Below are 25,961 nucleotides of genomic sequence, written 5' to 3'. Positions count from 1 at the left end.
GTTCAGGTGGCTTTAAAGCGCACAGTAAAGGTAGCGCCGGTGGGTGCATTATCCGACAGCTGGATGCTGGCGCCGTGGGTGCGTGCGATGCGGTTGCAGATATAGAGGCCGAGGCCCGTGCCCTTGCTCCGTCGCGTTTGCTCATTGCCCATGCGGTAAAATTTTTCAAACACAGCCCGCTTCTCATCGTCGGGGATACCGGGGCCGCTATCGCGCACTTCCAATACCGGGCCCTTAGCGCCCTTGCGCAGTGCGCAATGGATCGGCAATTCGCGTGGGCTGTATTTGTTGGCGTTCTCGACAAGGTTGCTGAGCAGCAGCTGCAGCAGCAGCGGGTCGCCAACAACCTCCACGTCCTCGTCGATCTCCTCCACGATGGGCCGCGACGGGTAGCGGTCGCGGAAGCCCTGGAGCACATCGCGCACGAGGCCGCTGAAATCAAGCTCCTCGCAGGTGGGTGTATAGGCCCGCGCGTCGAGCTGCGAGGAAAGCAGCACGTTGTTGATGAGGGTGTCGAGCCGCAAGGTTTCCTGGAGAGTGGCTGCTAGGAGGCGCTGCTGCTTGTCGTCGGGGAGCTGCCGCTTCTGCAGCGTCTCGAGGTTGAGACGGGCCACCGACAGCGGTGTCTTGAGCTCGTGGGTGATGGCCATCACGAAATTCTGCTGTTGCTGCTGCAGCCGGAACTGCCGGCGCACGAGGCGGTAGATATAGGCGGCGCCGAAGAGGATCAGCAGGAGAAACGTAACGCCCTCGTAGGCATACTTGCGCGAGTTGCGCTCATACTGGGCCTTGAGCGCTTTTGTAACGGCGCTGCTTTGACCGGGTTCCTCAAGAAGCGGCGCGGAAGCCCACACTTTCAGGTCGTGGATCTCGCGGTTCTGGCGCTCGAGCGAAAGAAACCACCACACAAGGGCGGCGATGATATACGACAGCAGCACCCAGAATACAATGGTGACTAGGCGGGATTGGCGGCGCGTATCGGCAGGCATCAGCGTGGCTTTTTCTCTACCCGGAGTCCTACGTTGAACACCTGCTCGAGCGGGTCCTCGCGCATCAGGTGGCTGATGGTGAAGCTGTAGGTGCCGGCCTTGTGAAAGCGGAAATTTTCATTGAGGGGCGTGAGGGCAATGCGGTGCTCGTAGATATCATCCATGCCCGAGCCGAGCCAGCCCCTTGCGGGATCGGCGAGCGGAAGCTCGTATTGCACATGCGCCACCTGCCCGTCGGGTGCCTGCGTGGCGAGGTCGACCCAGATATTATTATAGTGGTAGCGCGCCGAGTGCCGCAGCAGGACGTACAGGTTATAGGCCGACGTCGTGTCTTTGATGTTGAAGCGAAACGTGGGCTTCTGGCTGCTCTGCCAGGCCTGCCCCTTAATGGAGGCGGTTTGCTCATACAGGTCGATCGTGTCGCAACCGGCGAGCAGCAGTAACAGGCATCCGCAAAAAACAAGTTGTCTCATAGCACAACAAATCTGAAATCCTAAATCTGAAATCCTGAATCCTTCTATAATACGTTCAACACCTGCTCTTTCGCTTTCTCGAGCTCGTCCTTCATCTGCACCACGCACTTCTGGATGTTGTGGTCGTAAGCCTTGGATCCGGTGGTGTTGATCTCGCGACCGATCTCCTGGAGGATGAAGGAAAGCTTCTTGCCTTTATTGGAATCTTCCTCGTTGAGCACCTGCGTGAAATACTCGAGGTGATTGTTGAGACGCACCTGCTCCTCGGAGATGTCGATCTTCTCGATATAATACACCAGCTCCTGCTCCAGCTTATTGGCATCGTAGTTCTCCTTCCCTACATGTTCCTCGAGGAGTTTCACAATCCCCTCACGGATCTTCAGCTGGCGCTGCGGTGCGAGCTCCGCCACCTGCTCCTGCTGGAGGCCGATGTTGCGGATACGCAGCTCGAGGTCGCCGCGGAGTGAGCGGCCTTCGTCGGCGCGGTGGCGGTTGAGGTCTTCGATGGCGGCGCCGAGCACACGCTCGAACTGCTGCCACTCGGCATCCGTAAGCGTTTCGCTCGACGGCGTGATCACTTCCGGAAGCTTGATGATGGTCGCCAGCAGGTCGCCGGTTTCTAGACCGAGCTCGTCGGCCAGGCTGCGCAGCGAGTGATGATACGCCTTCACCAGGTCGGTGTTGATGGTGATGGGCTTTGCGCTTCCCGTTTCCTTGAGGCTGATGTTGCAATCCACGGTGCCGCGGACGAGGCCTTCGGAAAGCACCTTGCGGATGTTGAATTCAAACGGCTTCAGGAAGGCCGGCATCTTGAGCTGCAATTCGAACTGCTTTCCATTGAGCGACTTGATGTCGATCAGGAATGTTTTGTCGCCTACCGCCTGCTCCGCACGGCCAAAGCCTGTCATTGATTTCAACATGCACAATTGTTTAATGTCGGTAAAGGTAGAAATAAAAAGCCCCGCATTTCTGCGGGGCTAATATTGGGATGGGTTAGTAAGTACAGGAAATAAAAATTTCCTACCACAATATTAAAAAGTTTTTCCGCTAATTGAAAAAAATTATGCACAAATTTATTCACATTTTTTTGTCGCTGTGGATGACGTCGCCGACAGCATCGCACGAACCTGCATCATCACGATGCGACCCGCACTGATGCATCGCCGCCAACACACCTACCTTTGCTGCAATCTTTAAGCTATGCGTTTCGATCAACCTGTCGCACTCACGGATATCGCGCGTCTCATCGGCGCCGAGATCATCGGTAATCAAGAAGCTTTCGCCACCGGCATCAACGAGATCCACAAGGTCGAAGAAGGCGACCTCGTGTTCGTCGATCACCCGAAGTATTACCGCAAATGCATCGAGTCGGCAGCGACCTTCATCATCATCAACCAACGCACGGAATTCCCGCCCCATAAGGCTTTGCTGCTGGTGAGCGATCCGTTCGAAGCGTACCAGACCATCGTGCAGCGCTATCGTCCCTTCGTGCCGCTGCAGGGTCCTGTCAGTGAAAGCGCCGTCATCGGCGAAGGCACCGTCATCGCACCGGGTGTTGTCATCGGCAACAACGTGCGCATCGGAAGCAACTGCATCCTTCAGCCCAACGTCGTCATCGGCGATCACTGCATCATCGGCAACGACTGCATCATCCAGTCGGGCACCGTCATCGGGTCTGATGCGTTTTACTACAACAAGAAAACGAACCGCCCGGTGCACTATAAAAAAATGCTCAGCTGTGGCCGCGTTGTTCTCGAAGATGCTGTTGAGATCGGCGCCAACTGTACCATCGATCGAGGCGTGAGCGGCGACACGGTTATTGGTGCCGGCACCAAGATGGACAACCTCGTGCACATCGGGCACGATACCATCGTTGGAAAGAACTGTCTCTTCGCCGCGCAGGTCGGCATCGCCGGTGCTACGGTCATCGAAGACGGCGTTATTCTTTGGGGACAGGTCGGCGTGAGCAAGACGCTCACGATCGGGTCGGGCGCCGAGGTATACGCGCAAAGCGGTGTGCCCGCAAGCATCGCCGGCGGCAAAAAATATTTCGGCTCACCCGTACAGGAAGCCTCGGTGAAAATGAAGGAGCTTGTCTGGATCAAGCGCATCCCGGAGATCTGGCAGAAGATCACGGGGAAGGAATAAGTTCGGTTTTCAGTTTTGAGTTTGGAGTTTGGGGTTTGGGGTTTGGGGTTTGGGGTTTGGGGTTTGGAGTTTGGAGTTTGGAGTTTGCAGATTGGAAATTGCCGGCGAACGACAACCTTGCAAAACTTTCAAAACCTCCAAAACCTCCAAAACCTTTCCCCCTTCGTGGCGCTAATATTGCTGTGATAACCAGGTAGTGAAAAGGTTGCTCTGGATACTGTTGCTGACCTCCTGCGTCGGAGGTTCGTCCCGCAAGGATGCGGCACAGCCGTCGACGGTGGACAGCCAGTTGCTGCGGCCACCCTTCGATCCCGGCCAGCCCATCGACACCGACGATAACAACAAGCCTTCCAGCGAAGACGTTACGCTCGACTCGCCTACCGGCCCCAACCCGGGCTGGGACACCGTGCTGACGCACCCGGTGCCTGGCCGCCATTAATAAGCCTTGGCCCCAACGCCGGTCGTATGCTACATTTAGGGCACAATCCCGTTCATGTCGACGTCCACCCATCAAGATCCGATCATCCCACGCAAGCAGCACGTGTACCTCGACGGCCCCAAGAGCCGCAGCTACGAGCTGAACTTTGCGTGGAAGGTGTTTCGCGAGCTGATCGCTGCGATCCGCGGGCTGCACTTCGTTGGTCCCTGCATCACCGTATTCGGCTCGGCGCGTTTTAAGGAAGACGATATCTACTACGAGAAGGCGCGTGAGTTTGGCCGGCGCATCGCGCGCATGGGCTTTACCACCATGACCGGCGGCGGACCCGGAATTATGGAAGCCGCCAACCGCGGCGCCTTCGAATCCGACGGCATGTCGGTAGGCTGCAACATCAAGCTGCCCTTCGAGCAGGTGGAGAACCGCTGGCTGCATAAGAGCCTCACGTTCGAATTCTTCTTCACCCGCAAAACAATGCTCATCAAGTACTCGTATGCCTTTATCATCATGCCCGGCGGCTTCGGCACGATGGACGAGTTCTTCGAAACGCTGACGCTTATCCAGACCAAAACCATCACGGGCTTCCCGGTGGTGATCTACGGAAAGGAGTTTTACAAAGAGCTGATGGAGGCGATGTACGACATGGCGAAGCGCGGCACCATCGCCGAGTCCGACATGAAGCTCGTGCTCCTCACCGACGACATCGACGAAGCGATGGAGCATATCCGCAAGTACATTCAGACCAATTATAAAATCAAGCCCCGCAAAAGACTGTGGTGGCTCTTCGAAAAAAAGTAACATGAAACGGTACCTCTTTCTTGTTCTCTCGGCACTCTCGATGCAGGCACAGGCACAAACGCAGGAACTGCGGTCGCCCGACAAGCGCTTCCGGCTGACGGTTCAGACCGACGATGCGGGCCACCTCTCCTACGCCCTCCGCTTCCAGGAGCGCGAGGTGCTCCAGCCCGGAACACTCGGCATCACGCTTCGCGAGCCCGACGTAAACCTGTCGACCTTCCGCATCAGCGCACAGAGCAGCAGCTCGTTCGACCAGACCTGGACGCCGGTGTGGGGCGAGTACGCGCATATCCGCGATCAGCACAACGAGCTGCGCCTTCAGCTCGAAGATCGCGGCGAGGCCCATATCCGCCTCGACGTTGTGTTCCGGCTTTCCAACGAAGGCCTTGCGTTCCGCTACGAATTCCCCGGGCAAAAAGGGCTGCAGCATTTCATTGTCGCCGCCGAGAATACGCAGTTTCATCTCAGCGGCGATCACCAGGCTTTCTGGCTTCCCGGCGATTACGACTCGAATGAATATCCCTACACGCACAGCCGCCTCAGCGAGGTGGATGCGCTGAAGGCGAGCGATCATACGGAGATTGGTGTGCGGTCGCCGATCGGCGTCAACTACGTGCAATCACCGCTGATGCTCAAGAGCGACGATGGCCTGTACATCAACATCTTCGAGGCTGCGCTGATCAACTACCCCGCGATGAACCTGATGGTCGACAAGGCCAGCAACACGCTCCGCTCGCAGCTCGTGCCCGACGCGGTTGGCAATATGGCCTACCTGCAAACACCGGCCCGCACGCCCTGGCGCACGGTGATCGTGAGCGACAAGGCCACCGAGGTGCTGGCCGCCAACCGGATGATCCTCAATCTCAACGAGCCGAGCGCCGTAACGAACACTTCCTTTATCAAGCCCCAAAAGTTTGTGGGTGTATGGTGGGAGATGCACGTCGGCAAAAGCAGCTGGGATTATTCCGGCACGCAGTCGGCATCGACGCTCGTTCCGCACGGTCACCACGGCGCCAATACGGCCAACGTGAAGCGCTATATCGACTTCGCGGCGAAGAACGGCATCCCCGCGGTGCTGGTGGAAGGCTGGAACGTGGGCTGGGAAGACTGGTACGGCAAGTGGAAGGAAAATGTGTTCGACTTCGTAACACCTTACCCCGACTTCAACGTGAAGGAGCTGCAGCAGTATGCCGCCAAAAAAGGTGTGAAGATCATCATGCACCACGAAACCTCCGGCTCCGTTACCAACTACGAGCGACAGATGGATACAGCCTACCGCTTTATGAAGAAGTATGGCTACAACGCCGTGAAGACGGGTTACGTGGGCCGCATCATCCCCCGCGGCGAGCACCACGACGGGCAGTGGATGGTGAACCACTATGCGCGCGTGGCGCGAAAGACAGCGATCTACGGCATCATGGTCGACATGCACGAGCCGACGCGCCCCACGGGCCTGCAGCGCACCTATCCGAACTGGATGGCCTGCGAGGCGGCACGTGGCAACGAGTTCAACGCCTGGAGCGTCGGCAACCCGCCGGCACACGAAACGATCCTCCCCTTCACGCGCCTCATGGGCGGACCGATGGATTACACGCCGGGCATCTTTGAAATAAAGATGAGCGCCTATGACCCCAGGAAAAAGGAGCAGGTGCATACGACGCTGGCCAAGCAGCTCGCGCTCTATGTAACGATGTACAGCCCATTGCAGATGGCCGCCGACCTGCCCGAGAATTACGAGAAGCACCGCGATGCGTTCCAGTTCATCAAGGACGTGGCGGTAGACTGGGAGGACTCGAAGTACCTCGCTGCCGAGCCCGGGGAATTCATTCTTGTAGCACGCAAGGCCAAAGGCACCGGCCGCTGGTTTGCCGGCGCCATTACCAACGAGAAGCCGCGCATCCTTGAGGCCGACCTCTCCTTCCTGCCCAAAGGCCAGGCCTTCACGGCCACCATTTACCGCGATGCCGATGACGCGGACTGGGAGAAGAACCCCACCGCCTACACAATAGAAAAGCGCACGGTGACGTCGGAGACAAAGCTGTCGCTGAACCTCGCAGCCGGCGGCGGCGTGGCGATCAGCCTCGTACCGAAGAAATAAGAAACCAAACTGAATTCGCACGAAGGGCCCGTCATTGCGGGCGTAGCGAAGCAAACTCGTGCGTTACGCAAGCGGGTCCCTTTGTACGTACCAATTGGAGAGGTTATCGAACCGGCAAAGCCTTCGGGCTGGCGGCGTTGCTTCGCTGCGCACGCAATGACAGACCGCGGTCGCATACAGCAACGGCGTACCTTAGGCCCCAGAAACAAGCATCATGGAATTCATTGAAATCCTCGGCATGATCGCCGGCTCCATCTCCGCCATTACCTTCCTGCCGCAGGTCATCAAGACCTGGCGCACGAAGTCGGCCGCCGACATCTCCCTGCTCATGTTCACCTTCGCAACCATCAGCGTGATCCTGTGGCTGGTGTACGGGATTGTAAAAAAGAGCGTTCCCATCATTTACACCAACAGCATGGTGCTCGTATTTTCGCTGATCATGCTGTACTTCAAAGTCCGTTTTGGCAAACAGCACAGCGAGCCCGTTCATGAAGCCTGATATAAATATCGTCTGGGACCTGGGCAATGTGCTGGTCGACTGGAGCCCGCGCTACCTCTATGACAAGATCATCGGCGACCCGAAGGAGCGCGAGTGGTTCCTGCAGAACGTGTGCACGATGGAATGGCACAACACGGTCGACAGCGGCCGCCCGACCGCCGAAGCCACGGAGGAGCTCCTGAAAAAGCACCCGGGCTGGGAGCATCCGATCCGGGCTTTCTATTCGCGCTGGAAGGAAATGTTCCAGGGCAGCATCGCCGGTTCCGTAGAAATACTGTCGGAGCTACACGCCAAAGGCTATCCCCAGTTTGCCCTCAGCAACTGGAGTGCCGAGCTTTTCGATCAGTCGCGCGGGGACTTTCCCTTCCTGGCCTGGTTCGACGGCATCATACTGAGTGGTGCTGAAGGACTGACAAAGCCCGAGCCCAATATCTACCTGCGCCTGTTGCAACGCTACGGGCTGAAGGCGGAGCACTGCGTCTTTATCGACGACAAGGAGGTTAATATCGCTACGGCAGCTGCGCTCGGCATGGACGCCATTCATTTCAAAAATCCTGAAGGGCTTTGCCGCGACCTCGTGCTGCGGGGCATCCTCTGACAACTATGAACATCAACAGCATCATCTTCGACCTGGGCGGCGTACTCGTCGACTGGAATCCCGACTATGTATTCGATAAGGTCTTCGAAGGCCGCCCCGACGACAAGGCGTTTTTCTACGCGCAGATCTGCACACCCGATTGGAACGAGGAGCAGGATGCCGGCCGTCCGCTGCAGGAAGCCACCCAACTGCTGGTAGAGCGGCACCCCGAATGGAAGGAACACATAGAAGCTTATTATGGCCGCTGGGAGGAAATGCTCGGCGGGCCTATCGAAGGCACGGTAGACGTCTTACGCCGGCTCAAAGAGTCGGGGCGCTATCCCGTGTATGCCCTGACCAACTGGAGCGCCGAGCTTTTCCCGATCGCGCTGGAGCGCTACGATTTCCTCCACTGGTTCGATGGGCGCGTGGTGAGCGGCGAGGAAAAGATGCGCAAGCCCGCCCCTGAATTCTACCAGCTTATCCTCGACCGCTTTGGCCTGGAGCCCGCATCCACACTGTTTATCGACGACAACAAGCGCAACATCGATGCCGCCGCTGCCCTGGGTCTTCAATGCATCTGGTTCCGCTCGCCGGAACAGCTGGATGAAGAGCTCAGGAGCCGGGGCATCCTGCAGGAATAGAGACATGAACTCTCTTCATGTCGCAACACGCTGCGTAAGGCAACGGTTTGCTCCAAGACTTTGGAGCGCTGCGCTCGCAAGGACGAAGCGGCGCACAGCGACGGCTTTGTCCTACTCATTACTCATTTACTCATCTCTCATTACTCGAGTACCGGCCTTAGCCAGCGCTCCGCCTCTTCGATCGTCATGCCCTTGCGCCCGGCATAGTCTTCCAGCTGGTCGCGGCCGATCTTGCCGAGGCCGAAGTAGTGGCTTTGCGGATGCGCGAAATACCAGCCGCACACCGAGGCCGGCGGGTTCATGGCGAGGCTTTCGGTGAGCTCGATGCCGATGTTCTCGGTAACGTTGAGCAACGAGAAAAGCTTCAGCTTCTCCGTATGATCGGGGCAGGCCGGGTAGCCCGGTGCCGGACGAATGCCGCGGTACTCCTCGTGGATCAACTCCTTGTTGTCGAGGCTTTCATCCGGCGCGTAGCCCCAGTATTCCTTGCGCACCTGCTCGTGCAGGCATTCCGCAAAGGCTTCCACGAAGCGGTCGGCCAGTATTTGTACAAGTATCTTGTTGTATTCGTCGTGCTCCGCCGCAAAGCGGTCGATGTGGCCGCGGGCACCATCGACGGTAACCGCAAATGCGCCCATGTAATCGACGCCCTGTGCGCCTTCTCCGGGTTTTACAAAATCAGCCAGCGAATAGCTCGGTTGCCCGATCGCTTTCTTGATCTGCTGGCGAAGGCTTTCAAGCTGCACAGGGCCGCCCTCGGTTTGAACGGTGATCGTATCGCGTCCATTCGAAAGCGCGGGCCAGAAGCCGATAACCCCGTTGGCCGTGAACCATTTTTCCTTCACGATCGTGTCCACCATCTTCAGTGCGTCGTTGTGCAGGCGCGTTGCCTCAGCCCCGAAGATCGGGTCGCTCAGCACCTCGGGGAAGCGGCCGGGCATCTCCCAGCCAATAAAGAACGGACCCCAGTCGATATAGCGGGCGATCGTTGCAAGGTCGTAATCATGGAACACCTTCACGCCATCCACCTTCGGCTTCACGGGCTGGTAGGCCTTCCAGTCGAAACGCTCCTTGGTGACTACGGCCTCTTCGTAAGGAATCAGTACTTTCTGGCGCTGGCGGCCGAGAAACTGGTCGCGGACGGTATCGTACTCGGCACGCGTATCGCGGAGGAAGCTTTTACCGTTTTCCTTGTTGAGCAGGTTGCTTACCACGGTAACGCTGCGCGAGGCATCGAGAACGTGTACCACGCCGCCGTCGTATTCGGGCGCGATCTTCACCGCGGTGTGCGTGCGCGAGGTGGTGGCGCCACCAATGAGCAATGGCTGCTTCATACCGCGGCGCTTCAGCTCGCGGGCGATGTGCACCATCTCGTCGAGCGAAGGCGTGATGAGCCCCGAGAGGCCGATTACATCGACGCCTTCTTTCTGCGCGGTTTCCAGGATCTTGTCGGCCGGCACCATCACACCGAGGTCGATCACCTCGTAGCCGTTGCAGGCGAGCACGACGCCGACGATGTTCTTGCCGATATCGTGCACGTCGCCCTTCACGGTAGCCATCAGCACTTTTGCCGCGCCCGCCGGTGCGATCTCGCCGCGGGCGGCACGCTCCTCTTTTTCTTTTTCAATATATGGGGTGAGCACGGCCACGGATTTCTTCATCACCCGTGCGCTCTTCACCACCTGCGGCAGGAACATCTTGCCCGACCCGAACAGGTCGCCCACGACGTCCATGCCGGCCATCAGCGGGCCTTCAATGACGTCGAGCGGCTTCGGGTACTTCAGCCGCGCCTCCTCGGTGTCTGCGTCGATAAAATCGGTGATGCCGTTCACGAGCGCGTGCTTGAGGCGCTCCTCTACACTGGCAGCGCGCCAGGCCTCGTCTTTCACGGGCTCCTTGCCCTTTGCTTTCACTGTCTCGGCAAAGGCAACAAGGCGCTCCGTTGCATCGGGACGGCGGTTGAGCACTACGTCCTCGCAAAGTTCACGGAGCTGCGGCTCGATCTCGTCGTACACCACGAGCTGCCCCGCATTGACGATGCCCATGTCCATGCCGGCACGGATGGCGTGCAGCAGGAACACGGAATGAATGGCTTCGCGCACCGGGTCGTTGCCGCGGAACGAGAAAGACACGTTGCTGACGCCGCCGCTCACCTTCACAAGCGGGAACCGCTGCTTGATGATACGCGTGGCCTCGATGAAATCAACCGCGTAATTATTGTGCTCCTCGATGCCCGTGGCCACCGCGAAGATGTTGGGGTCGAAGATGATATCCTGCGGCTCGAAGCCCACCGTCTCCGTAAGAATACGGTAGGCGCGGCTGCAGATGTCGATGCGACGCTGGAGTGTGTCGGCCTGGCCCTGCTCGTCGAAGGCCATCACCACCACGGAGGCGCCGTAATCGAGGCAGGTGTTGGCCTGGCGGATAAACTCCGCTTCGCCTTCCTTCATCGAAATGGAATTGACGATGCACTTGCCCTGCACGCATTTAAGGCCCGCTTCGATGATGCTGAACTTCGACGAGTCGATCATCAGCGGCACGCGCGCGATATCGGGCTCGGCCTGAACGAGGTTGAGGTAGGTGGTCATGGCCTGCACGCCGTCGAGGAGCGCATCGTCCATATTGACGTCGAGTACCTGCGCGCCGCTTTCCACCTGCTGGCGGGCCACGGAGAGGGCTTCCTCGTATTTGTTTTCGCGGATAAGGCGGGCAAACTTCTTCGAGCCCGTAACGTTGGTGCGCTCACCGACGTTGATAAAATTGCTTTCCGGGCGTAGCACCAGCGGCTCGAGGCCGGCCAGGCGCAGGTAGGGATGTATCACGGATTCGTTCACGTAGTAAGTTCTTTTTCTAAGGTCGGTAATGGTCGGGGCTTCAGGTTTTTTACATGCTCCGCGATGTGGCGGATATGGTCGGGGGTCGTGCCGCAGCAGCCGCCAACAATGTTGACGAAGCCTTCTTTGGCCCACTCCTCGATAAAGTGTGCCGTGTCTTCGGGCTGCTCGTCGTACTCGCCCATGGCGTTGGGCAGGCCGGCATTGGGATAGGCCGACGTAAAGCATTCGGCGAGCGTGCTGAGCTCTTCGACATGCGGCCGCATTTCCTTTGCGCCCAGCGCGCAGTTGAGCCCGATGCTGAGCGGGCGGGCATGCCGCACCGAGGTATAGAATGCTTCGAGCGTCTGCCCGCTGAGCGTGCGGCCCGAGGCATCGGTAATGGTGCCCGAGATCATGATGGGCAGCGGCTCCTTACCGCTCTCGCGGAAGTATTTGCGTATGGCGAAGATCGCCGCCTTCGCATTGAGCGTGTCGAAGATCGTTTCTACCAGCAGCAGGTCGGCGCCGCCATCAACGAGGCCTTTCACCTGCTCGTAATAAGCATCGGCAGCCTCGTCGAAAGAGAGCGCGCGAAAGCCCGGATTGTTGACGTCGGGCGACAGCGACAGGGTTTTATTCATCGGGCCGATGGCGCCTGCGACGAAGCCAGTTTGGAGTTTGCTGTTTGAAGTCTGGAGTTGTGTTGCCCGGAACTCCTGTACCGCTTCTTTGGCCAAACGGGCTGCGGCAACGTTCAGTTCATAGGCAAGCGATTCCATGCCGTAGTCGGCAAGGGAGACGCGCTGCGCGTTGAAGGAGTTTGTTTCGATGATATCGGCGCCGGCCTCAAGGTACTGGCGGTGAATATCTTTAACGATCTGCGGCTGCGTGAGGCAGAGCAGGTCGTTGTTGCCCTTGAGGTCGGAAGGCCAGTCTTTGAAGCGTTCGCCGCGGTAATCGGCTTCCTCGAGATGATGCCGCTGGATCATGGTGCCCATGGCGCCATCGATGATGAGGATACGCTCGCGGAGGGCGTCGTGTATTGCTACCATACAATTCGGATTTTACCGGACCGGTCTATAGCTCGCAAACGACTAATAAAACGATGGGAAATCGTGGGGAAGAGACTTTCCTGCGTTTATTAGTTCTGTAGAGCCGAACAATAAACAAATCCGCTTGAAAGCGCAAAGATAAGGCGGAGGCCGCCATTGAATAATAACTATTGAATAATGCTATTGAATAGGGAGCGGCTAACTCCTTATGCAATATTCAATAGTTATTATTCAATATTCAATGCGCATCAGCGCCTTAGCGCCCGGCCTGCGAGACATAGCTCTCTATCGGAAGGCGGTTTTGCAGGGAGCGGGCGAGGGTCATTTCGTCGGCGTATTCGAGCTCGCCACCGAAGGCGATGCCGCGTGCGATGGTGGTGATGCGCACGCTGGCGGGAAGCTTTTTCTGGATGTAGTAGATGGTGGTGTCGCCCTGGATGGTCGGACTGAGGGCGAAGATCAGCTCGGAGGTTTCTTCCTTGCCGATGCGGTGCAGGAGGGTGTCGATATTAAGTTGCCCCGGACCGATGCCGTCAAGCGGCGAGATAACGCCGCCGAGCACATGATAGGTGCCGCTGAATTGCTGCGTGCTTTCGAGGGCAATAACGTCGCGGATGTTCTCGACCACGCAGATAACGTCCTGCTTGCGCATCGAGTTGGCGCAGATGGAGCAGATATCGGCATCCGCCACGTTGTGGCAGCGATTGCAGAACTTGATCTCGGTGCGCATCCGGCTCAGCACATCGCTGAATTGCTGCACTTCTTCGGGCTCCTGCTTGAGCAGGTGCAACACGAGCCGGAGGGCCGTTTTTCGGCCAATACCGGGCAGTTTGGCGAATTCGTTGACCGTATTTTCCAGGAGGGCCGAGGAGAATTGCATAAGCCACAAATTTACTTTTTTATCGCCGGATTGAGGGGCCAGGCGATGCTAAAAAATGGTTACAAAAGGGCGCTGAAAACGCTATTTTTGGCGCCCTCAATCAACTGCTATGACCCTACCCGTCCGTACCCTCGCCGTATCCTTTTTTCTTGTTCTTTCCCTGGCCCTGTCCGCCCAGCGCAACTGGCGGCCGGCCCTCGTAATCGAGCGCGGCGGCGATTCGCTCCGCGGCCAGGTCGATGACCGCCAGTGGAGCGTAAACCCCCAAAGCATCTCCTTCCGCAGCGGCGATGGCGTCGCCTCCCGCGAGTATACCGTCAGCGAGCTCAGCGCCTTTTTCATCGACGGCAGCGACAGCTATGTCGCCACCGACCTCCTGCTCGACGACTCGCCGGTTGAGCTGTCCTCGCTCGGAATGATCAGCGGCAGCCCACGCACACAGCGCCGCGTGTTGCTGCGCCAACTGTACGCCGGGCGCATCCTCTCCCTCTACGAGCTCCAGGACCCGGCGAAGTTTCACTACATCGTCCGCGACAGCTCCGGCGTGTTCAGCGAGCTTGAATTCCGCATCGGCTATGTCGGCGACCCTTCCAACCGGAACATCGAAACGCGCCGTGGTTTTCGCAACCAGCTTTTTCTCTATGTGGCCGACAAAGACGGTGCGCTCGCCGACCAGGTGCGCAACGCCGAGTATACCGCCGAAGACCTGCTCCGCATCATTCCAAAACTGAACAACGATAAGGACCTCAGCCGCAGCCAGCGCACGCAGCTGATGCGGGGCGTCAAGCTGCACGTGTATGTCGGCGCGGGCATCATCCGCAACCGGGTCGATCTTCCGTCAACCAACTACATGGCGAAGACACCCGAGCCGGCCAACTCCATCGCCCCGGTCTATACAGCCGGAATCGAATTGAGCGAGCAAAACCGCCTGCAGCATTTCTTCTTCCGCCTCGGCTTCAGCTACGACCACTTTTCGTATTCGGGCAAGGTGTCGCTGCCTGCAAGCACGATCTACTACGAAGCCCGAAATCTCAAAACAATTCGCACGACCGTTTCTTTCAATTACCAGCGTGCCGCCGGCCCCGTGCAGCTGTATGTCGGACCCGGCATCGCCTATATGCGTTCGTCGGTGGAACGAACCAACATCGAGCAACTGGGTAACCAAAGCGCACTCGACCTGCAACTCAATGCCGGCCTGCGTTTCGGACCGCTGTTCGTTTCGGCCGACTACCAGTTGCCCTCGCGCAACGAGAGTATCCGGTCTTTCCTTCTTTACGCGGGAGTCCGCTTCTGACGAAAGACACGGATCATAACAAAGCCCGTCCTTCCGGCGGGCTTTGTTGTTCCTGTGTATGTTGTTCCTTCCGGCTACCTGGCCGGCGCATCCGGAACGGCGATCTCGATCTCGTTTTCGATATCGGCCTTCACCGTCAGCCGCCGCTCGATCGGCTTCACGATCTCGGGCTGGCGCCGCTCGCCGAAGAAGTGCCCCGGATCCCACTGCCCATTGCCGTTGCGGTCGAAAAGCACACGCAGCTCGTAATCGCCCGGTGCAAACAGGTCGTTGTTAAGCACGCCGCCGGCGATGGAGGCAGAATACACGACGTTGCCGTTTTGAACGAACTGGAGCACGGGGTGAGTTCCCGCTACGGCATTGCGGAAGCGAAGACGCAGCTTGCCGTAATCGGTGCTCCGCTTCGCGCTGAAGTGCAGCGTATCGTTGCGTAGCTGGCTGCGCCCCGTGCTGTCGGTAGCAAAATCCTTCTCCAGGATCAGCGTGTAGGCCGAGCCCGGGTTCCAGGTGGTGGAGAGGCTCAGCACGCGGCCCGTGCTGTCGAGACGGACACGCGGAACGACCGTAGTACTACTGTCCTGCAGCAGGCGGATCCTGCTGCTGTCGAATTTCTTCAGCTTATTGTCGAAGCTGATTCGGTAGCTGCCGAACAGATCCTGCGGGCCGCCCGGTGTATTGTATTTGAGACGGCGGTCGGTGGCGGGCTGAACGGGCGCGCGGGGGGCTCCTGCAGCACCCGTCGCTGCCGCAGCGGCTTCGCGGTAGGCATGGATCTCGAGGGGCGCCGGACGGCTCCCGGTATGCACGGATGAATCGATAAAGCCAAACAGTTGCGACTTGGCGAGGTAGCGGCGGTTGTTCTTGTCCTCGAGCGCATATACGGCAAACGTGCCGGCGGGCAGGTTGTGAAACACAAAGCGTCCCTGCGGGTCGGGGTGGGTGATGTAGCGGGGTCCCTGCTTCACAACGGCGCTGTCGTCGAGGTTGCGGTACAGCTCCACGAGCATCGTGGTGTCGGTGCCGCCCGTTTCGGCCAGCGTGACGGTGCCGCTGAGGCTCAGCGAGTCGAGTGCGGGGCCGGTGGAGAACGTATAGGCAAAACCACGCAGCACGTTGTTCTCGGTGATGTCGCGGATTGCGTTGCCGAAGTTGAAGGTATAGGTCGTGTTGGGCTCGAGCGTGTCTTTAAGCTTGATGGTCAGCGTACGCAGCTTCGCCGATATCTCCGGCTGGATTTCGTACATCGGCGACACGGTAAGGTTGTTCCGCGTGTCCTGCAGGTCGATATACTCGTTGAAGGTGAGCTCGATGGTCTTGGCGCTGACGTTGGTGCTGGAGTCGGCCGGCGTGGCCTTCACGAGCCGCGGGGGCAGGCTGTCTTTGGGGCCGCCCGCGGGCGGAACGATGTTGGCGCAGGAGTTCCCGATGTGCGCCAACAGCAGCAATAGAAAAGCCGCCGCCAGGAAGGAGATACGTTTCATCGTGCGACAAACATAAACTCTTTCCGGCGGCGGCCCTGCTAAGGATTCAATAATCTTCCCGGCCTACTGGAGCACAAAGGAAGCCGACTGGGTGCGGTCCGACGAGGGCCCCACCAGCACGCGGAACTGTCCCGGCTCGGCCACCCACTTCAGGTCGCTGTTGAAAAACCTGAGCTGCTCCACCGTCACCGGGAAGCGGACAACCCGCGATTCACCCTTTTTGAGGAAGACCTTCTGGAAGGCTTTTAGTTTTTGAACGGGCTGTGTCACGGAGGCTACCGGATCGGCGATGTACAATTGAACGACCTCCTCGCCGTCGTACTGCCCGCTGTTGGTAACGGTGACGGTAGCCGTGAGCGTTTCGCCGGCGCGGATCCGCTGCTTGTCGATCGTGAGCGGGCTGTAGGTAAACTGCGTATAGCTGAGGCCGTAACCAAAGGCATACAGCGGGTCGTTCGATACGTCGAGGTAGTTGGAGCGGAACTTCTGTCCCTCGCCCGCCGGCTGCGGGCGGCCCGTGTTCTTGTGGTTGTAGTACACCGGCACCTGGCCCACGTTGCGCGGCCAGCTCATGGTAAGATGGCCCGAAGGATTGTAGCGGCCGAAGAGCAAATCGGCCAGCGCGTTCCCGGCCTCGTGCCCCGGGAACCAGTACTGGAGCAGGGCGTCGGCCTGGCGCGACTCGTTCTCGATCGTCAGCGGGCGGCCGCTCATCAGCACAACCACGAGCGGCTTGCCGGTAGCCTTGAGTGCCGTGAGCAGGCGCTGCTGCGAGGCCGGCAGCCCGATGTCCGAGCGGCTTGCCGCTTCACCGGTAAACTCGGATGCCTCACCTACTACGGCTACGATCACGTCGGCACTGGCGGCAACTGCAATGGCGGAATCGAGCAGTTGCTGCGGCGTGGCGCTGCTGATGTCGACGCGCTCGCCGAACACATTGGCGCGCTTCGCCAGTGCCGTGTCGTCGGTAATGTTGGCGCCCTTTGCATAGAGCACGTTCACAGCACTCTCGCGGCGCAGGGCTTCGTAGATGGGAACCGACAGCTGCGCGTCGCCGCTCACCGCCCAGGTGCCGAGCATGTTGCTGCGGTTGTTGGCCAGCGGCCCAATGAGAGCGATGGTTCCGCGCTGTTGCAGCGGCAGCAGGTTGCGTTCATTCTTGAGCAGCACGGCCGAGTGTGCGGCATAGCGGCGGGCGGCAGCGCGCATCGCTGCGCTTTGCACGGTACGCTGCGCGCGCGCCGCATCGCAATAGCGAAACGGGTCCGCAAAGAGCCCGAGTTTGTACTTGGCCTCTAGAACGCGGCGGCAGGCGGCGTCGATATCGGCCAGCGTCACCTTACCTTCCTTGAGCGACTTCTGGAGCGTGGTAAGAAAGCCTTCGCCTACCATGTCCATGTCGATGCCGGCCTTCAGCGCCAGCCGCGACACTTCCTGCAGGTCGCCCATGCCGTGCTCGATCATTTCATTGATAGCGGTGTAGTCGGTCACCACGAAGCCTTTGAAGCCCCACTGCCGGCGCAGCAGGTCGGTCATCAGCCAGCGGTTGGCGGTGGCGGGAATGCCATCGATCTCGTTGAAGGAGCTCATCACGCTGCCTACACCCGCGTCAACGGCAGCCTTGTAGGGCGGCAGGTAATATTCGTACATCTTGATGCGGCTCATGTCGGTGGTATTATAATCGCGGCCACCCTCGGCAGCGCCGTAGAGCGCGAAGTGCTTCACGCAGGCCATGAGCGTGTTGTCGGCCGAAAGGTCTTTGCCCTGGTAGCCACGTACCATGGCAGCCGACAGCTTGCTCCCGAGATAAGGATCCTCGCCCGCACCTTCGGCAACGCGGCCCCAGCGCGGGTCGCGGGCAATGTCGACCATCGGCGAGAAGGCCCAGCAAAGTCCGTCCGAAGTGGCTTCGTCGGCGGCCATCCGCGCGCTTTCTTCCACCATAGCCGTATCCCAACTGCACGACAGCGCCAGCGGGATGGGCCAGGTGGTCTTATAGCCGTGAATCACGTCGGAGCCGAAGATCAGGGGGATCTTCAGGCGGCTGCCGGTAACAGCGAGTTGCTGCGCCTGGCGGATCTTGTCGGCGCCGATGACGCCGAAGAGGCCACCCACCTGCCCGCGGCGGATCTTATTTTCCACGTCGGAGCTGACCACGGCACCTGTGGCCACACCGCCGCCGGGGGTAAGCAGGTTGAGCTGCCCGATCTTTTCATCGAGCGTCATCCGCTTCATCAGCGCGCTTACATAACGGTTCATGTCGGCCGGCTTCGCCTGTGCAAACACACAGGTGCCCGAAAGCAGGAGCAGGCAGCAGGCGGCAAAGCGATTCAGAAGTTGGTTCATACGTATCGGTTGAATAAAAGATGTCCGTGTTTTGTTTGCAAAGGAAGGCTGTTGGATTCTTCAGAAACATAGCCGCAGCGATGAATTACCAGGCTGATGTAGTATTGATGTAGTGCTGCTGCTCATTCCACCCGAACCAGCTCCGACCGCGCTCCTGCGCCGCCCTCGTTGAAGGCCTCGATGCGGAAGTAGTAGGGCCGCTGTCTGTCCATTCCCTTGAAATAATATTCGTTGACCCCGTACAACAGGATGTTGCTATACAGCTTGCCCGGCTCGGTGCCGATGTAAATATTGTAACCCGTGGCCCCATCCACCGGCGACCATTTGATCCAGGCACTGCGCTTGTCTTTCTCGGTGCGGAGCACGAAGAAGCTTTTCGGTGGCGGCGGTGGGGTGATGGCTGCATTGCCGAACACGCGCAGCCCGCTCAGCGCAAACTTCCCCGTAGGCATATGGATGTTCTCGATGCGGATGTAGCGTGCCTGCACCGGCGCCGCGAGCTCCACGTAATCGTGCGGCACGTCGCTCCGGTTGCGGCTCTTGTCGGCGATCACAGACCAGCGCCGCCCATCGACAGAAGCCTTCAATACGTATTGATGGTACACGCCGCTGCTCTTGCCGAGGAACTCCGCGTCCTGGTCGGCATAGTTGACCTGCAAGGCCCATACCGTACAAATACGGCCCAGGTCGCTTTGCAGCCATTCGCCCCTGTTCGCGGTTTCGGCGCTCCAATAGGTCTTGATGCTTTCGTCCACGGCGTTGTTGGCGCTGTAGCTCCCGAGCGTGCTGCTCACCTGCACGGGCTTGTTGTAATTAAGCAGCATCCAGCCGGTAAAACCACCGTCTCCGGCAGGGCTGTAGCCGTCAGGTCTTGGCGCGGAAGGCAGGTAGTGCGGGTAATCGCCGAAGGCCGTGTTGCAATACATGACGCCGCTGCTGTCGAAGCCCGCGGGCCAGAGGCCGATGCGGCGCTCGAAGTTGTTCTTGACGGAGATGCCGATCGTCGACACATGCCAGTAGTTGTTCCAGCGATCCTGGAAGGTGGCGCCATGGCCGGCGCCGCGCGCGAAGCCGCCGGCTTTCCACGAAAGCGGTTCGGGCTGCGGTGTGAACGGACCCAGCGGCCCCTCGCCTTTCAGCACGCCGTCGGCATAGCCGCTAAACTCGGTGCCGGGCGCGCCATATTGCAGGTAGTATTTTCCACCGTGCTTCGTCATCCAGGCTCCTTCGATAAAGGGATCGAGGAAGGTGTTGTCCAGGTACTCGCCGAAACGCTGCCAGCCGTAGCGCCAGGGCTCCAGCAGGTACATCTCCTGCCGCGTGCCGATCGGCTGCATGGTCTTGCGGTTCAGCTCGATGCCATACAGCGGGTAGCGGTTCGACGACCCGTTGTACATATAGAGCCGGCCATCATCATTCGTAAAAAAGGCCGGGTCCCAGCCGCCGATGTCGAAAGAGTCGACCAGCGGTTTCCACTCGTTGCCCTTCGGATCTGTGCTCATCCAGATGCTGAAGTTGCGTGTGTAGGTAGAGCCGAATACGAGCATCGTATCACCAATGATCCCGACGGCAGGCGCGCAGAGCTCGTCGTAGGTACCTGTGTTCCAGGGGCGCAGAAAGCGATGTGCTACGTAGTTCCAGTGAGCGAGGTCGCTGCTCCACCAGTAGCCCCACTGGTTGGTGGAGAAGAGGTAATAGTCGCCCTTGTAATTCACGATGACGGGATCGGCCGTGGCGCGGTGCTTCCCCCATTCCGTAAAGGCGGGAATGGGCGTGTAGCCGTAGTCGATGTTGAGCGGGTTGCAGTAAGTACGCTGCGCGCCCGCAGGCAGCAGGCATGCGAGCAACAGCAGCAGTAAGAAAATGCGGGGCCTCATTTCAGGTAAGGACTTTTAAAATTCAGTTTGCGCAGCCCGCCCTGGATCTCGGGGCAGCTCATGAACAGCTTCCACAGGAGCCCGCTGCGCCCGTTTTCGATCATGGCCACGATCGGTCCCTGGTCGATAGCGAGGTACGAGTCGGCAACCCAGTTCTTGCTTTCGCTGAAGGCATCGCGGAAGCCATAAGGTCCCCAGATCTTTTCGCGCATCGGACCGTAGAAATACCGGAGCGCCCGCATCGACTCAGCGGGCAAATATGGATATGCCGACAGCGCCGCCGTGGGCGAGATCACCCCCAGGTCCTCTGTTGGTGAGTGCGCGGCATAGCCGACCCAGGAGTCGGAGGCCGTCAGCCCCCAGCAGTCGGGGCCATAGCCTTTGTAGCCTTTCGGGTTCTGCACGCAGTAATCGTGGTTGATCTTCGTATGCGCCGTTACCTGTTTCCAGTAATCGGCATAGTTATCCTGGAGTCCATGCGGGTCGAGGCCCATGAAAGAATATTGACTGAAAAAGAGCGGCCCGCCCCAGTCGAAGCCAAGCGGAAGTTCTGTCCCGAGGAAGGTTCTGCCGTTCCTGAAAAAATTGCTTTGTGCCCAGCCCCGGTGGTACACGGATGCCGGTACTGGATAGCGCTCGCCCGAGGCCGCCAGTATATATACAATCAGGCATTCGTTGAACCCGCGTATCGGGAAGTTCATCGACCAGCCGTTGTTGGGGCTCCAGTGCCAGTACAGCACATCTTCGCCTCCCTTGGTAAACCAGTTCCACTCCACGTCGTTCCACAGCCAGTTGATGCGGTTGCGCAACTCACGCTCCAGCGGCGTATCGCGGTCGAAGTATTGTCGCGCGCAGAGCAGGCCCTGCATCAGGTAGGAAGTCTCCACGAGGTCGGCGCCATCATCCTTGCGGCTGAAGGGAATCGTTTTGCCGGTCGCACCATTGAGCCAGTGCGGGAACACGCCATGATACGCATCGGCCCTGGCCAGGAAGTTGACCATCTTGAGCAGGTGCCGCGCCAGCGTATCGCGACCGACAAAGCCGCGGTCGGCACCGGCGATAAGCGCCATCACGCCAAAGCCCGTGCCACCGGTGGTCACCACTTCGTTGCCGTAGCCGAACGTGTTGTTGCTCCGCTCGCGCGCCAGCCCGCTCACCGGGTGGGCAAAATCCCAGAAGTAACGGAGCGATGCTTTTTGCACGGTATCCAGCAGCGCGTTGTCCGAAAGTGTTGCCGGCTGCGCGTGGCCGGCCATCGAACAAAACAGGAGAACAGCAGTAAGCAGGGAGCGCGTTCGGTTCATAGCAGTTCGTTTTACAGGTAAGGGGCCTGGAAGCCCAGGTTCCGCATGCCGGTCTTCACTTCGGGACAGCTCGTAAACAGGTTCCAGAGCAAGCCGCTGCGGTAGTTTTCCATCATTACCACGATGGGGCCCTGGTCGATGGCGAGGTAGGAGTCCGCAAACCAGGGATCCTGCAGGCGGAAGGCATCATGCGGGCCATAGGCGCCCCAGAGGCGGTCGCCCAGTTTATAATAGAAAAAGCGCAGGGCTTTCATCGATTCGGTGGGTGTGTATGGGAACGACGACAGCGCTGCCGTCGGGGCGATCACCCCTACATCGTTCGTGGGCGATGAGGCGGTATAGCCATTCGGGATATCGCTTGCAGTAAGGCCCCAGCTCGCGTCGCTGTAGCCGTAATAATGTTTTGGATTGGCCACGCAATAGTCGTGGTTGATCAGCGTATGATTCACCACCTGCGTGGTATAGTTGGCATAGGCATCGCTCAGCCCGTTGGGGTTGATGCCGAGGAAGGAATAATGCGAAAAGAAGAGCGGTCCTCCATAGGCCGGCCCTACCGGGAGCACATGCCCGTAGTAGCTGCTGCCGTTGCGGATGCCGCCGTTCTGCGCCCATCCCTGGTCGTACACGCTGCGCGGGATGCTGTGGGTGCGCGAGGAAGCAGCCAGCACGTACGTAATGAGGCATTCGTTCCAGCCGCGGATCTGCATGTTCATCACCCAGCCGCCGCTGGGGCTCCAGTGCCAGTACAGCACCTGCTCGCCGTTCTTGCGAAACCAGTCCCATTCCACGCCGTCAACGATCGTGTTGATGTCGCTGCGGAGGGCTGTCTCGGAGGCGTCGCTGCCGTTGAAGTATTGGCGCGCACAGAGCAATCCCTGTACGAGGTAAGAAGTCTCCACGAGGTCGGCGCCATTGTCATTGGAGCCGAAGGGAATCACCACGCCGCTGGCACCATTGAGCCAGTGCGGGTAGGCGCCGTGAAAAGTTTGCGCCGTGTTCCTGAGAAAGCCCACGATCGTTTGCAGTCGTTGCAGGGACTGAGCACGAGTTATAAAGTTGCGTTGTGCGCCTACGAGCAGGGCCATGATGCCGAAGCCCGAGCCACCCGTTGTCACCACATCGCCCGACGTGTTGCGCTCGCGCGCAAGGCCGCTTACGGGGTGACCAAAATCGTAGAAATACCGGAAAGCCTGTTGCTGCGTTTGCTCCACGAGTGCCGTATCGGAGATGACCGGGAACTTATCGCTCGAGTCGATACCCGTAAAAAGGGCAATGCCTGTTGCCGGTGAGTACTCGCCGCCCTGCGCCGAGTGAAGGCCGTTGCTGAGTGTAATGTTGTAGCGCGTCAGCGGTTGGAGGGCGCCCTGTACCTGCAGCTGCAGGATGCTGTCGCTGCCGGCGTAGCTAAGCTGGTAGGGAACGTTGCCGCCGTTGCTGCTTTGAAACGTGAGCCCGCTGCTCACCGTAGCCCGGTCGACGGGCGCGGAAAACGAAAGCCGGACCTGCGGAGCCTGGAGCGGCACACCGTAGGCGGCAAGACCGGTGCTTGTTACACCAGCCACCTGTAAGGTTGCCAGGCCAAAGGAGCCCGGCGTCACCGGTGCCGGCGTGACGGTATCCTCTTTTTTCTGCTTGCAGGAAAAGATAAGAGTACAAAGGAGAAGGATCGGAAGCGTGCGTTTCATATGGGATTAGTAAAAACCGGGACAACGAAGTCGTTGTCCCGGCTTAAAAGAAAAGATTAGCGGCCTACTTTCTCCAGCTGGTAGAGGGCGCTGATGTCGGCATCGCTGAGTGCCGAGTACCATACGCGCAGCTCGTCGATCTGGCCGTTGAAGAGACCCTGCCAGGTTTGAGCGGCCGAGTTCGCGAAGCCCGTGTTGGCATTCGGGAAGGCGCCGACCAGCGCCTGGTACGGAGGTGTGCCGACCATGCTGCCAAGGCCTACCGGGGGCGTGCCGTCGGTGCGGTGGCGGAAGTTGTTGTTCGACACGAGTACGCCGTCGGCGAAGATGTCGATGTTCGAGCCAACACCATCGTAGCGCATCACGTAGTGCACCCAGCGGTTGGCACCTTTAACGGTTTTGAAGTCCGTTTCACGAACGCCGTAGTCGTTGATGTTGTCACCACCGCGGCGGCTGCCGTTCGAGTACGTGCTGAAGGCGGAGTGAAACACCAGTGTGTCGTTGTAGGCAACGGGCTTGTTGTTCTCCAGGTACATGTTCACCGGGCCGGTGTTCCAGTCGCTCTGCGTGCCGGCGGCCTGTGTGAGGGCAAACACGCTCGTGGTAGCCGTGGTGCCGTTGTTGGCGGTCTTCACCCAGGCGCTCACGGTGATGCTGCCGATGTTGGCAACGTTCAGCGCGGCGATCGTCGGGTACAGCACGTAGCCGTTGCTGAGGCTCAGTGCCTGGCTGCCGCCGGGTCCGGTTACATACGACGTGCCGGTGCTGTTCTGCGGCGCCGTGTTCGAAATGCCTTCGTTCAGCGTGCCGTTGAAGGTCCAGTGTGCTTTCAGCGAAGAGGCGCCCACTTCGTTCGAGTTGTTGAAGCCACCGATGGGATCCGGCGGAGCAACGGTGTCTTTCTTCTTGCAGGAAGTGATCGTCATGCCACCAAGGAGGAGGCAGAGTGCGCCAACACTGAGTCGGCTGGTCATCTTGTTCATAAGTGTTGCAGTTTAAAATTTAGAAAATGAATAAAAGAGTTGAAATAGGTTTTAATAGCCGTTGTTCTGGGTGATCCGCCCGCCACTCAGGTCGATCTGCGTCTGCGGGATCGGGAATACTTCATTCTTGCCGTCCACGAAGTTCTTACCCAGTGCACGAAGAATCGTGCCCGCGCGCCCCTGGCGTACGATGTCGAAGAAGCGGTCCTGCTCCATCGCCAGCTCGAAGCGGCGCTCGTTCCACACCGACTGCTGCGTGGCCGGAACGCTTGTGAGACCCGCGCGCTGGCGGATCGCGTTGAGGTCGTTCTGCGCCTCGCTCGCATGCCCCGACTGCAGTCCCGCCTCGGCGTGGATCAGCAGCACCTCGGCATACCGCATGATCTTGACATTCTTGGGCAGGCGGTCGGTATTGCCGCTGCCGCAATACGGGTCCACGCGGCGGCCGAAGTAAGCTTTGTAGTTGTAGCGGTCGTTCTGCACCGAGTCGCGGCCCGGAACGCGGAAGCCATCCCAGAGCGTGGTGCCGCCAAGCGGTACGAAGATGATGGTCGCGGCCTTGCGTACGTCGTTCGCCTCGTAGGCGTTGGCGAGGTTGTCGCTCGGCGTGTTCAGCCCGAAACCAAGGTCGGCCCAGCCACCGGCACCACCGGCACGCGGACCCTGTGCCACCACGTAAAACGGAACCGCGGCGCTGCAGTTGGCGTCGGCGCCGGTCTGGATCTCGAAGATCGACTCCAGATTGTTGTCGGCGGCAGCCTTGTTGCGGAAGTTCTGCGCGTAGTTGGTCACGAGGCCGTAGCGTCCCGAGGCGATCACCGCATCGGAGAGCTCGTAAGCCTTCTGGTAGTTGCGCTGGTACAGGTACACCTTCGCGAGCAGGCTTTGCGCGGCACCCTTGTTGGCGCGTCCCGCCTCGGTGCCGGGGTCGCCCTTCATCGGCAGGCTGTCCACGCCATACTGCAGGTCGTTGATGATGGCGTTGTACACCTGGTCTTTCGTAGCACGTACGTTGAATTCGTCGCTGTTGGCATCCGCCAGGTCGTTGGGTACGCGGAGCGACAGCGGGACGCCGCCGAAGAGGCGTACGAGGTTGAAGTAGAAATAGGCCCGGAGGAATTTCACTTCGCCGATGAGCGTGCGCTTGGTCACATTATCGATAGAGCTGTTCTCCAGCACCTTCAGCGCGTTGTTGGCGCTGTTGATGCCGCGGTAATGCCCGTTCCAGAGACGGTCAACATAAAAGTTGCGGCTGTTGAGATCGGTGGTAAAGTTGTCGAAGCCGACGCCCTCGGGTGCCTGGTCGCCCGGCGTGCTGCCCTTGTCGGCGTCGTCGGATGCCACGTCGGTGGCCATGCAGTAGATGATGCCGTGGACGTCGTCGCCGAAGCCGCCCTGGTATAATTGGCTGTACACCCCGGTAACGAGCCTGCGGGCGATCGTCGGGTCGCCGGCGATGGCATTTTCCGTGAGCTCGCCTTGCGGCGCCACGTCGAGGAAGCTGCGCTTGCAGTTGCTGAACGAGAAGGCCAGCGCAACCGGAAGCGACAGGCAGAGTATGTTTTTGATGGATCGCTTCAT

The 25,961-nt window shown here is 59.3% G+C and carries 21 protein-coding genes; 8 read left to right on the top strand and 13 right to left on the bottom strand.

Going from position 1 to position 25,961, the window contains the following annotated elements:
- Positions 1-2: 2 nt before the first annotated feature.
- Genes ACYU7Z_RS13470 through ACYU7Z_RS13460 form a run of 3 tightly spaced genes read right to left on the bottom strand, consistent with a single transcriptional unit; the run spans position 3 to position 2,382 of the window.
- Positions 3-989, bottom strand: a complete 987-nt coding sequence (locus ACYU7Z_RS13470) for a sensor histidine kinase (protein WP_460571296.1) — start codon at positions 987-989, stop codon at positions 3-5.
- On the bottom strand, positions 989-1,462 hold the full coding sequence (locus ACYU7Z_RS13465; RefSeq protein ID WP_460571294.1) for a gliding motility lipoprotein GldH: 474 nt from the start codon (positions 1,460-1,462) through the stop codon (positions 989-991). Before ACYU7Z_RS13465 ends, ACYU7Z_RS13470 begins: the two co-directional genes overlap by 1 nt.
- A gap of 44 nt (positions 1,463-1,506) precedes the next feature.
- A complete protein-coding gene (locus ACYU7Z_RS13460; protein ID WP_460571292.1) occupies positions 1,507-2,382 on the bottom strand; it encodes a YicC/YloC family endoribonuclease in 876 nt (291 codons plus the stop codon).
- 280 nt (positions 2,383-2,662) lie between these two features.
- Here ACYU7Z_RS13460 and ACYU7Z_RS13455 point away from each other — a divergent pair, with 280 nt between their 5' ends.
- From ACYU7Z_RS13455 to ACYU7Z_RS13425, 7 genes are all read left to right on the top strand, one after another.
- On the top strand, positions 2,663-3,610 hold the full coding sequence (locus tag ACYU7Z_RS13455) for a UDP-3-O-(3-hydroxymyristoyl)glucosamine N-acyltransferase (protein WP_460571290.1): 948 nt from the start codon (positions 2,663-2,665) through the stop codon (positions 3,608-3,610).
- A gap of 196 nt (positions 3,611-3,806) precedes the next feature.
- Positions 3,807-4,049: a hypothetical protein gene (locus tag ACYU7Z_RS13450; protein WP_460571288.1), complete on the top strand. Its 243-nt coding sequence runs from the start codon at positions 3,807-3,809 to the stop codon at positions 4,047-4,049.
- 54 nt (positions 4,050-4,103) lie between these two features.
- Positions 4,104-4,844, top strand: a complete 741-nt coding sequence (locus ACYU7Z_RS13445) for an LOG family protein (RefSeq protein WP_460571286.1) — start codon at positions 4,104-4,106, stop codon at positions 4,842-4,844.
- A 1-nt stretch (position 4,845) separates the two neighbouring features.
- Positions 4,846-6,942, top strand: a complete 2,097-nt coding sequence (locus tag ACYU7Z_RS13440; RefSeq protein WP_460571284.1) for a glycoside hydrolase family 97 protein — start codon at positions 4,846-4,848, stop codon at positions 6,940-6,942.
- Between the two features lie 214 nt (positions 6,943-7,156).
- Positions 7,157-7,441, top strand: coding sequence for a SemiSWEET family sugar transporter (locus tag ACYU7Z_RS13435; RefSeq protein WP_460571282.1), 285 nt, complete (start codon positions 7,157-7,159; stop codon positions 7,439-7,441).
- A complete protein-coding gene (locus tag ACYU7Z_RS13430; RefSeq protein ID WP_460571280.1) occupies positions 7,431-8,039 on the top strand; it encodes an HAD family hydrolase in 609 nt (202 codons plus the stop codon). Before ACYU7Z_RS13435 ends, ACYU7Z_RS13430 begins: the two co-directional genes overlap by 11 nt.
- A 5-nt stretch (positions 8,040-8,044) precedes the next feature.
- Positions 8,045-8,662, top strand: coding sequence for an HAD family hydrolase (locus ACYU7Z_RS13425; protein WP_460571278.1), 618 nt, complete (start codon positions 8,045-8,047; stop codon positions 8,660-8,662).
- Positions 8,663-8,802: 140 nt separating this feature from the next.
- Here the strand turns inward: ACYU7Z_RS13425 and metH are convergent, their stop codons facing one another.
- From metH to recR, 3 genes are all read right to left on the bottom strand, one after another.
- On the bottom strand, positions 8,803-11,496 hold the full coding sequence (metH, locus tag ACYU7Z_RS13420) for a methionine synthase (RefSeq protein WP_460571276.1): 2,694 nt from the start codon (positions 11,494-11,496) through the stop codon (positions 8,803-8,805).
- The gene (locus ACYU7Z_RS13415) at positions 11,493-12,530 is read right to left on the bottom strand and encodes a homocysteine S-methyltransferase family protein (RefSeq protein ID WP_460571274.1); all 1,038 of its coding nucleotides are present in this window, start codon (positions 12,528-12,530) and stop codon (positions 11,493-11,495) included. The genes metH and ACYU7Z_RS13415 overlap by 4 nt, the downstream gene beginning before the upstream one ends.
- Positions 12,531-12,786: 256 nt before the next feature.
- Positions 12,787-13,410 carry a recombination mediator RecR gene (recR, locus tag ACYU7Z_RS13410; RefSeq protein ID WP_460571272.1) on the bottom strand — a complete coding sequence of 208 codons (624 nt, stop codon included), beginning with the start codon at positions 13,408-13,410 and terminating at the stop codon, positions 12,787-12,789.
- A gap of 109 nt (positions 13,411-13,519) precedes the next feature.
- Here recR and ACYU7Z_RS13405 point away from each other — a divergent pair, with 109 nt between their 5' ends.
- A complete protein-coding gene (locus ACYU7Z_RS13405; RefSeq protein ID WP_460571270.1) occupies positions 13,520-14,704 on the top strand; it encodes a hypothetical protein in 1,185 nt (394 codons plus the stop codon).
- Positions 14,705-14,778: 74 nt separating this feature from the next.
- Here ACYU7Z_RS13405 and ACYU7Z_RS13400 read toward each other — a convergent pair whose 3' ends face one another.
- The 7 genes from ACYU7Z_RS13400 to ACYU7Z_RS13370 form a co-directional block, all read right to left on the bottom strand.
- Positions 14,779-16,185 carry an Ig-like domain-containing domain gene (locus tag ACYU7Z_RS13400; RefSeq protein ID WP_460571268.1) on the bottom strand — a complete coding sequence of 469 codons (1,407 nt, stop codon included), beginning with the start codon at positions 16,183-16,185 and terminating at the stop codon, positions 14,779-14,781.
- A 63-nt stretch (positions 16,186-16,248) separates the two neighbouring features.
- Positions 16,249-18,531: a glycoside hydrolase family 3 protein gene (gene bglX / locus ACYU7Z_RS13395; RefSeq protein WP_460571266.1), complete on the bottom strand. Its 2,283-nt coding sequence runs from the start codon at positions 18,529-18,531 to the stop codon at positions 16,249-16,251.
- A 122-nt stretch (positions 18,532-18,653) separates the two neighbouring features.
- Positions 18,654-20,408, bottom strand: a complete 1,755-nt coding sequence (locus ACYU7Z_RS13390; protein WP_460571264.1) for a family 43 glycosylhydrolase — start codon at positions 20,406-20,408, stop codon at positions 18,654-18,656.
- Positions 20,405-21,712 (bottom strand): glucoamylase family protein, encoded by a 1,308-nt coding sequence (locus ACYU7Z_RS13385; protein ID WP_460571262.1) that lies wholly within the window; start codon positions 21,710-21,712, stop codon positions 20,405-20,407. Before ACYU7Z_RS13385 ends, ACYU7Z_RS13390 begins: the two co-directional genes overlap by 4 nt.
- A gap of 11 nt (positions 21,713-21,723) precedes the next feature.
- On the bottom strand, positions 21,724-23,397 hold the full coding sequence (locus ACYU7Z_RS13380; RefSeq protein ID WP_460571260.1) for a glucoamylase family protein: 1,674 nt from the start codon (positions 23,395-23,397) through the stop codon (positions 21,724-21,726).
- Between the two features lie 56 nt (positions 23,398-23,453).
- Positions 23,454-24,380, bottom strand: a complete 927-nt coding sequence (locus ACYU7Z_RS13375; protein ID WP_460571258.1) for a hypothetical protein — start codon at positions 24,378-24,380, stop codon at positions 23,454-23,456.
- A gap of 51 nt (positions 24,381-24,431) precedes the next feature.
- On the bottom strand, positions 24,432-25,961 hold the full coding sequence (locus tag ACYU7Z_RS13370) for a RagB/SusD family nutrient uptake outer membrane protein (RefSeq protein WP_460571256.1): 1,530 nt from the start codon (positions 25,959-25,961) through the stop codon (positions 24,432-24,434).

It is taken from the genome of Flaviaestuariibacter terrae, assembly GCF_054777635.1.
The sequence above is the reverse complement of the archived record's forward strand: the minus strand, read 5'-3'. Positions and strand labels throughout refer to the sequence as shown.

What these genes read in the sequence shown, in the direction of transcription:
- ACYU7Z_RS13470 (WP_460571296.1), bottom strand. Translation starts at nt 989, where the DNA reads ATGCCTGCCGATACGCGCCGCCAATCCCGCCTAGTCACCATTGTATTC.
- ACYU7Z_RS13465 (WP_460571294.1), bottom strand. Translation starts at nt 1,462, where the DNA reads ATGAGACAACTTGTTTTTTGCGGATGCCTGTTACTGCTGCTCGCCGGT.
- ACYU7Z_RS13460 (WP_460571292.1), bottom strand. Translation starts at nt 2,382, where the DNA reads ATGTTGAAATCAATGACAGGCTTTGGCCGTGCGGAGCAGGCGGTAGGC.
- ACYU7Z_RS13455 (WP_460571290.1), top strand. Translation starts at nt 2,663, where the DNA reads ATGCGTTTCGATCAACCTGTCGCACTCACGGATATCGCGCGTCTCATC.
- ACYU7Z_RS13445 (WP_460571286.1), top strand. Translation starts at nt 4,104, where the DNA reads ATGTCGACGTCCACCCATCAAGATCCGATCATCCCACGCAAGCAGCAC.
- ACYU7Z_RS13440 (WP_460571284.1), top strand. Translation starts at nt 4,846, where the DNA reads ATGAAACGGTACCTCTTTCTTGTTCTCTCGGCACTCTCGATGCAGGCA.
- ACYU7Z_RS13435 (WP_460571282.1), top strand. Translation starts at nt 7,157, where the DNA reads ATGGAATTCATTGAAATCCTCGGCATGATCGCCGGCTCCATCTCCGCC.
- ACYU7Z_RS13430 (WP_460571280.1), top strand. Translation starts at nt 7,431, where the DNA reads ATGAAGCCTGATATAAATATCGTCTGGGACCTGGGCAATGTGCTGGTC.
- ACYU7Z_RS13425 (WP_460571278.1), top strand. Translation starts at nt 8,045, where the DNA reads ATGAACATCAACAGCATCATCTTCGACCTGGGCGGCGTACTCGTCGAC.
- ACYU7Z_RS13415 (WP_460571274.1), bottom strand. Translation starts at nt 12,530, where the DNA reads ATGGTAGCAATACACGACGCCCTCCGCGAGCGTATCCTCATCATCGAT.
- recR (WP_460571272.1), bottom strand. Translation starts at nt 13,410, where the DNA reads ATGCAATTCTCCTCGGCCCTCCTGGAAAATACGGTCAACGAATTCGCC.
- ACYU7Z_RS13405 (WP_460571270.1), top strand. Translation starts at nt 13,520, where the DNA reads ATGACCCTACCCGTCCGTACCCTCGCCGTATCCTTTTTTCTTGTTCTT.
- ACYU7Z_RS13400 (WP_460571268.1), bottom strand. Translation starts at nt 16,185, where the DNA reads ATGAAACGTATCTCCTTCCTGGCGGCGGCTTTTCTATTGCTGCTGTTG.
- bglX (WP_460571266.1), bottom strand. Translation starts at nt 18,531, where the DNA reads ATGAACCAACTTCTGAATCGCTTTGCCGCCTGCTGCCTGCTCCTGCTT.
- ACYU7Z_RS13390 (WP_460571264.1), bottom strand. Translation starts at nt 20,408, where the DNA reads ATGAGGCCCCGCATTTTCTTACTGCTGCTGTTGCTCGCATGCCTGCTG.
- ACYU7Z_RS13385 (WP_460571262.1), bottom strand. Translation starts at nt 21,712, where the DNA reads ATGAACCGAACGCGCTCCCTGCTTACTGCTGTTCTCCTGTTTTGTTCG.
- ACYU7Z_RS13380 (WP_460571260.1), bottom strand. Translation starts at nt 23,397, where the DNA reads ATGAAACGCACGCTTCCGATCCTTCTCCTTTGTACTCTTATCTTTTCC.
- ACYU7Z_RS13375 (WP_460571258.1), bottom strand. Translation starts at nt 24,380, where the DNA reads ATGAACAAGATGACCAGCCGACTCAGTGTTGGCGCACTCTGCCTCCTC.
- ACYU7Z_RS13370 (WP_460571256.1), bottom strand. Translation starts at nt 25,961, where the DNA reads ATGAAGCGATCCATCAAAAACATACTCTGCCTGTCGCTTCCGGTTGCG.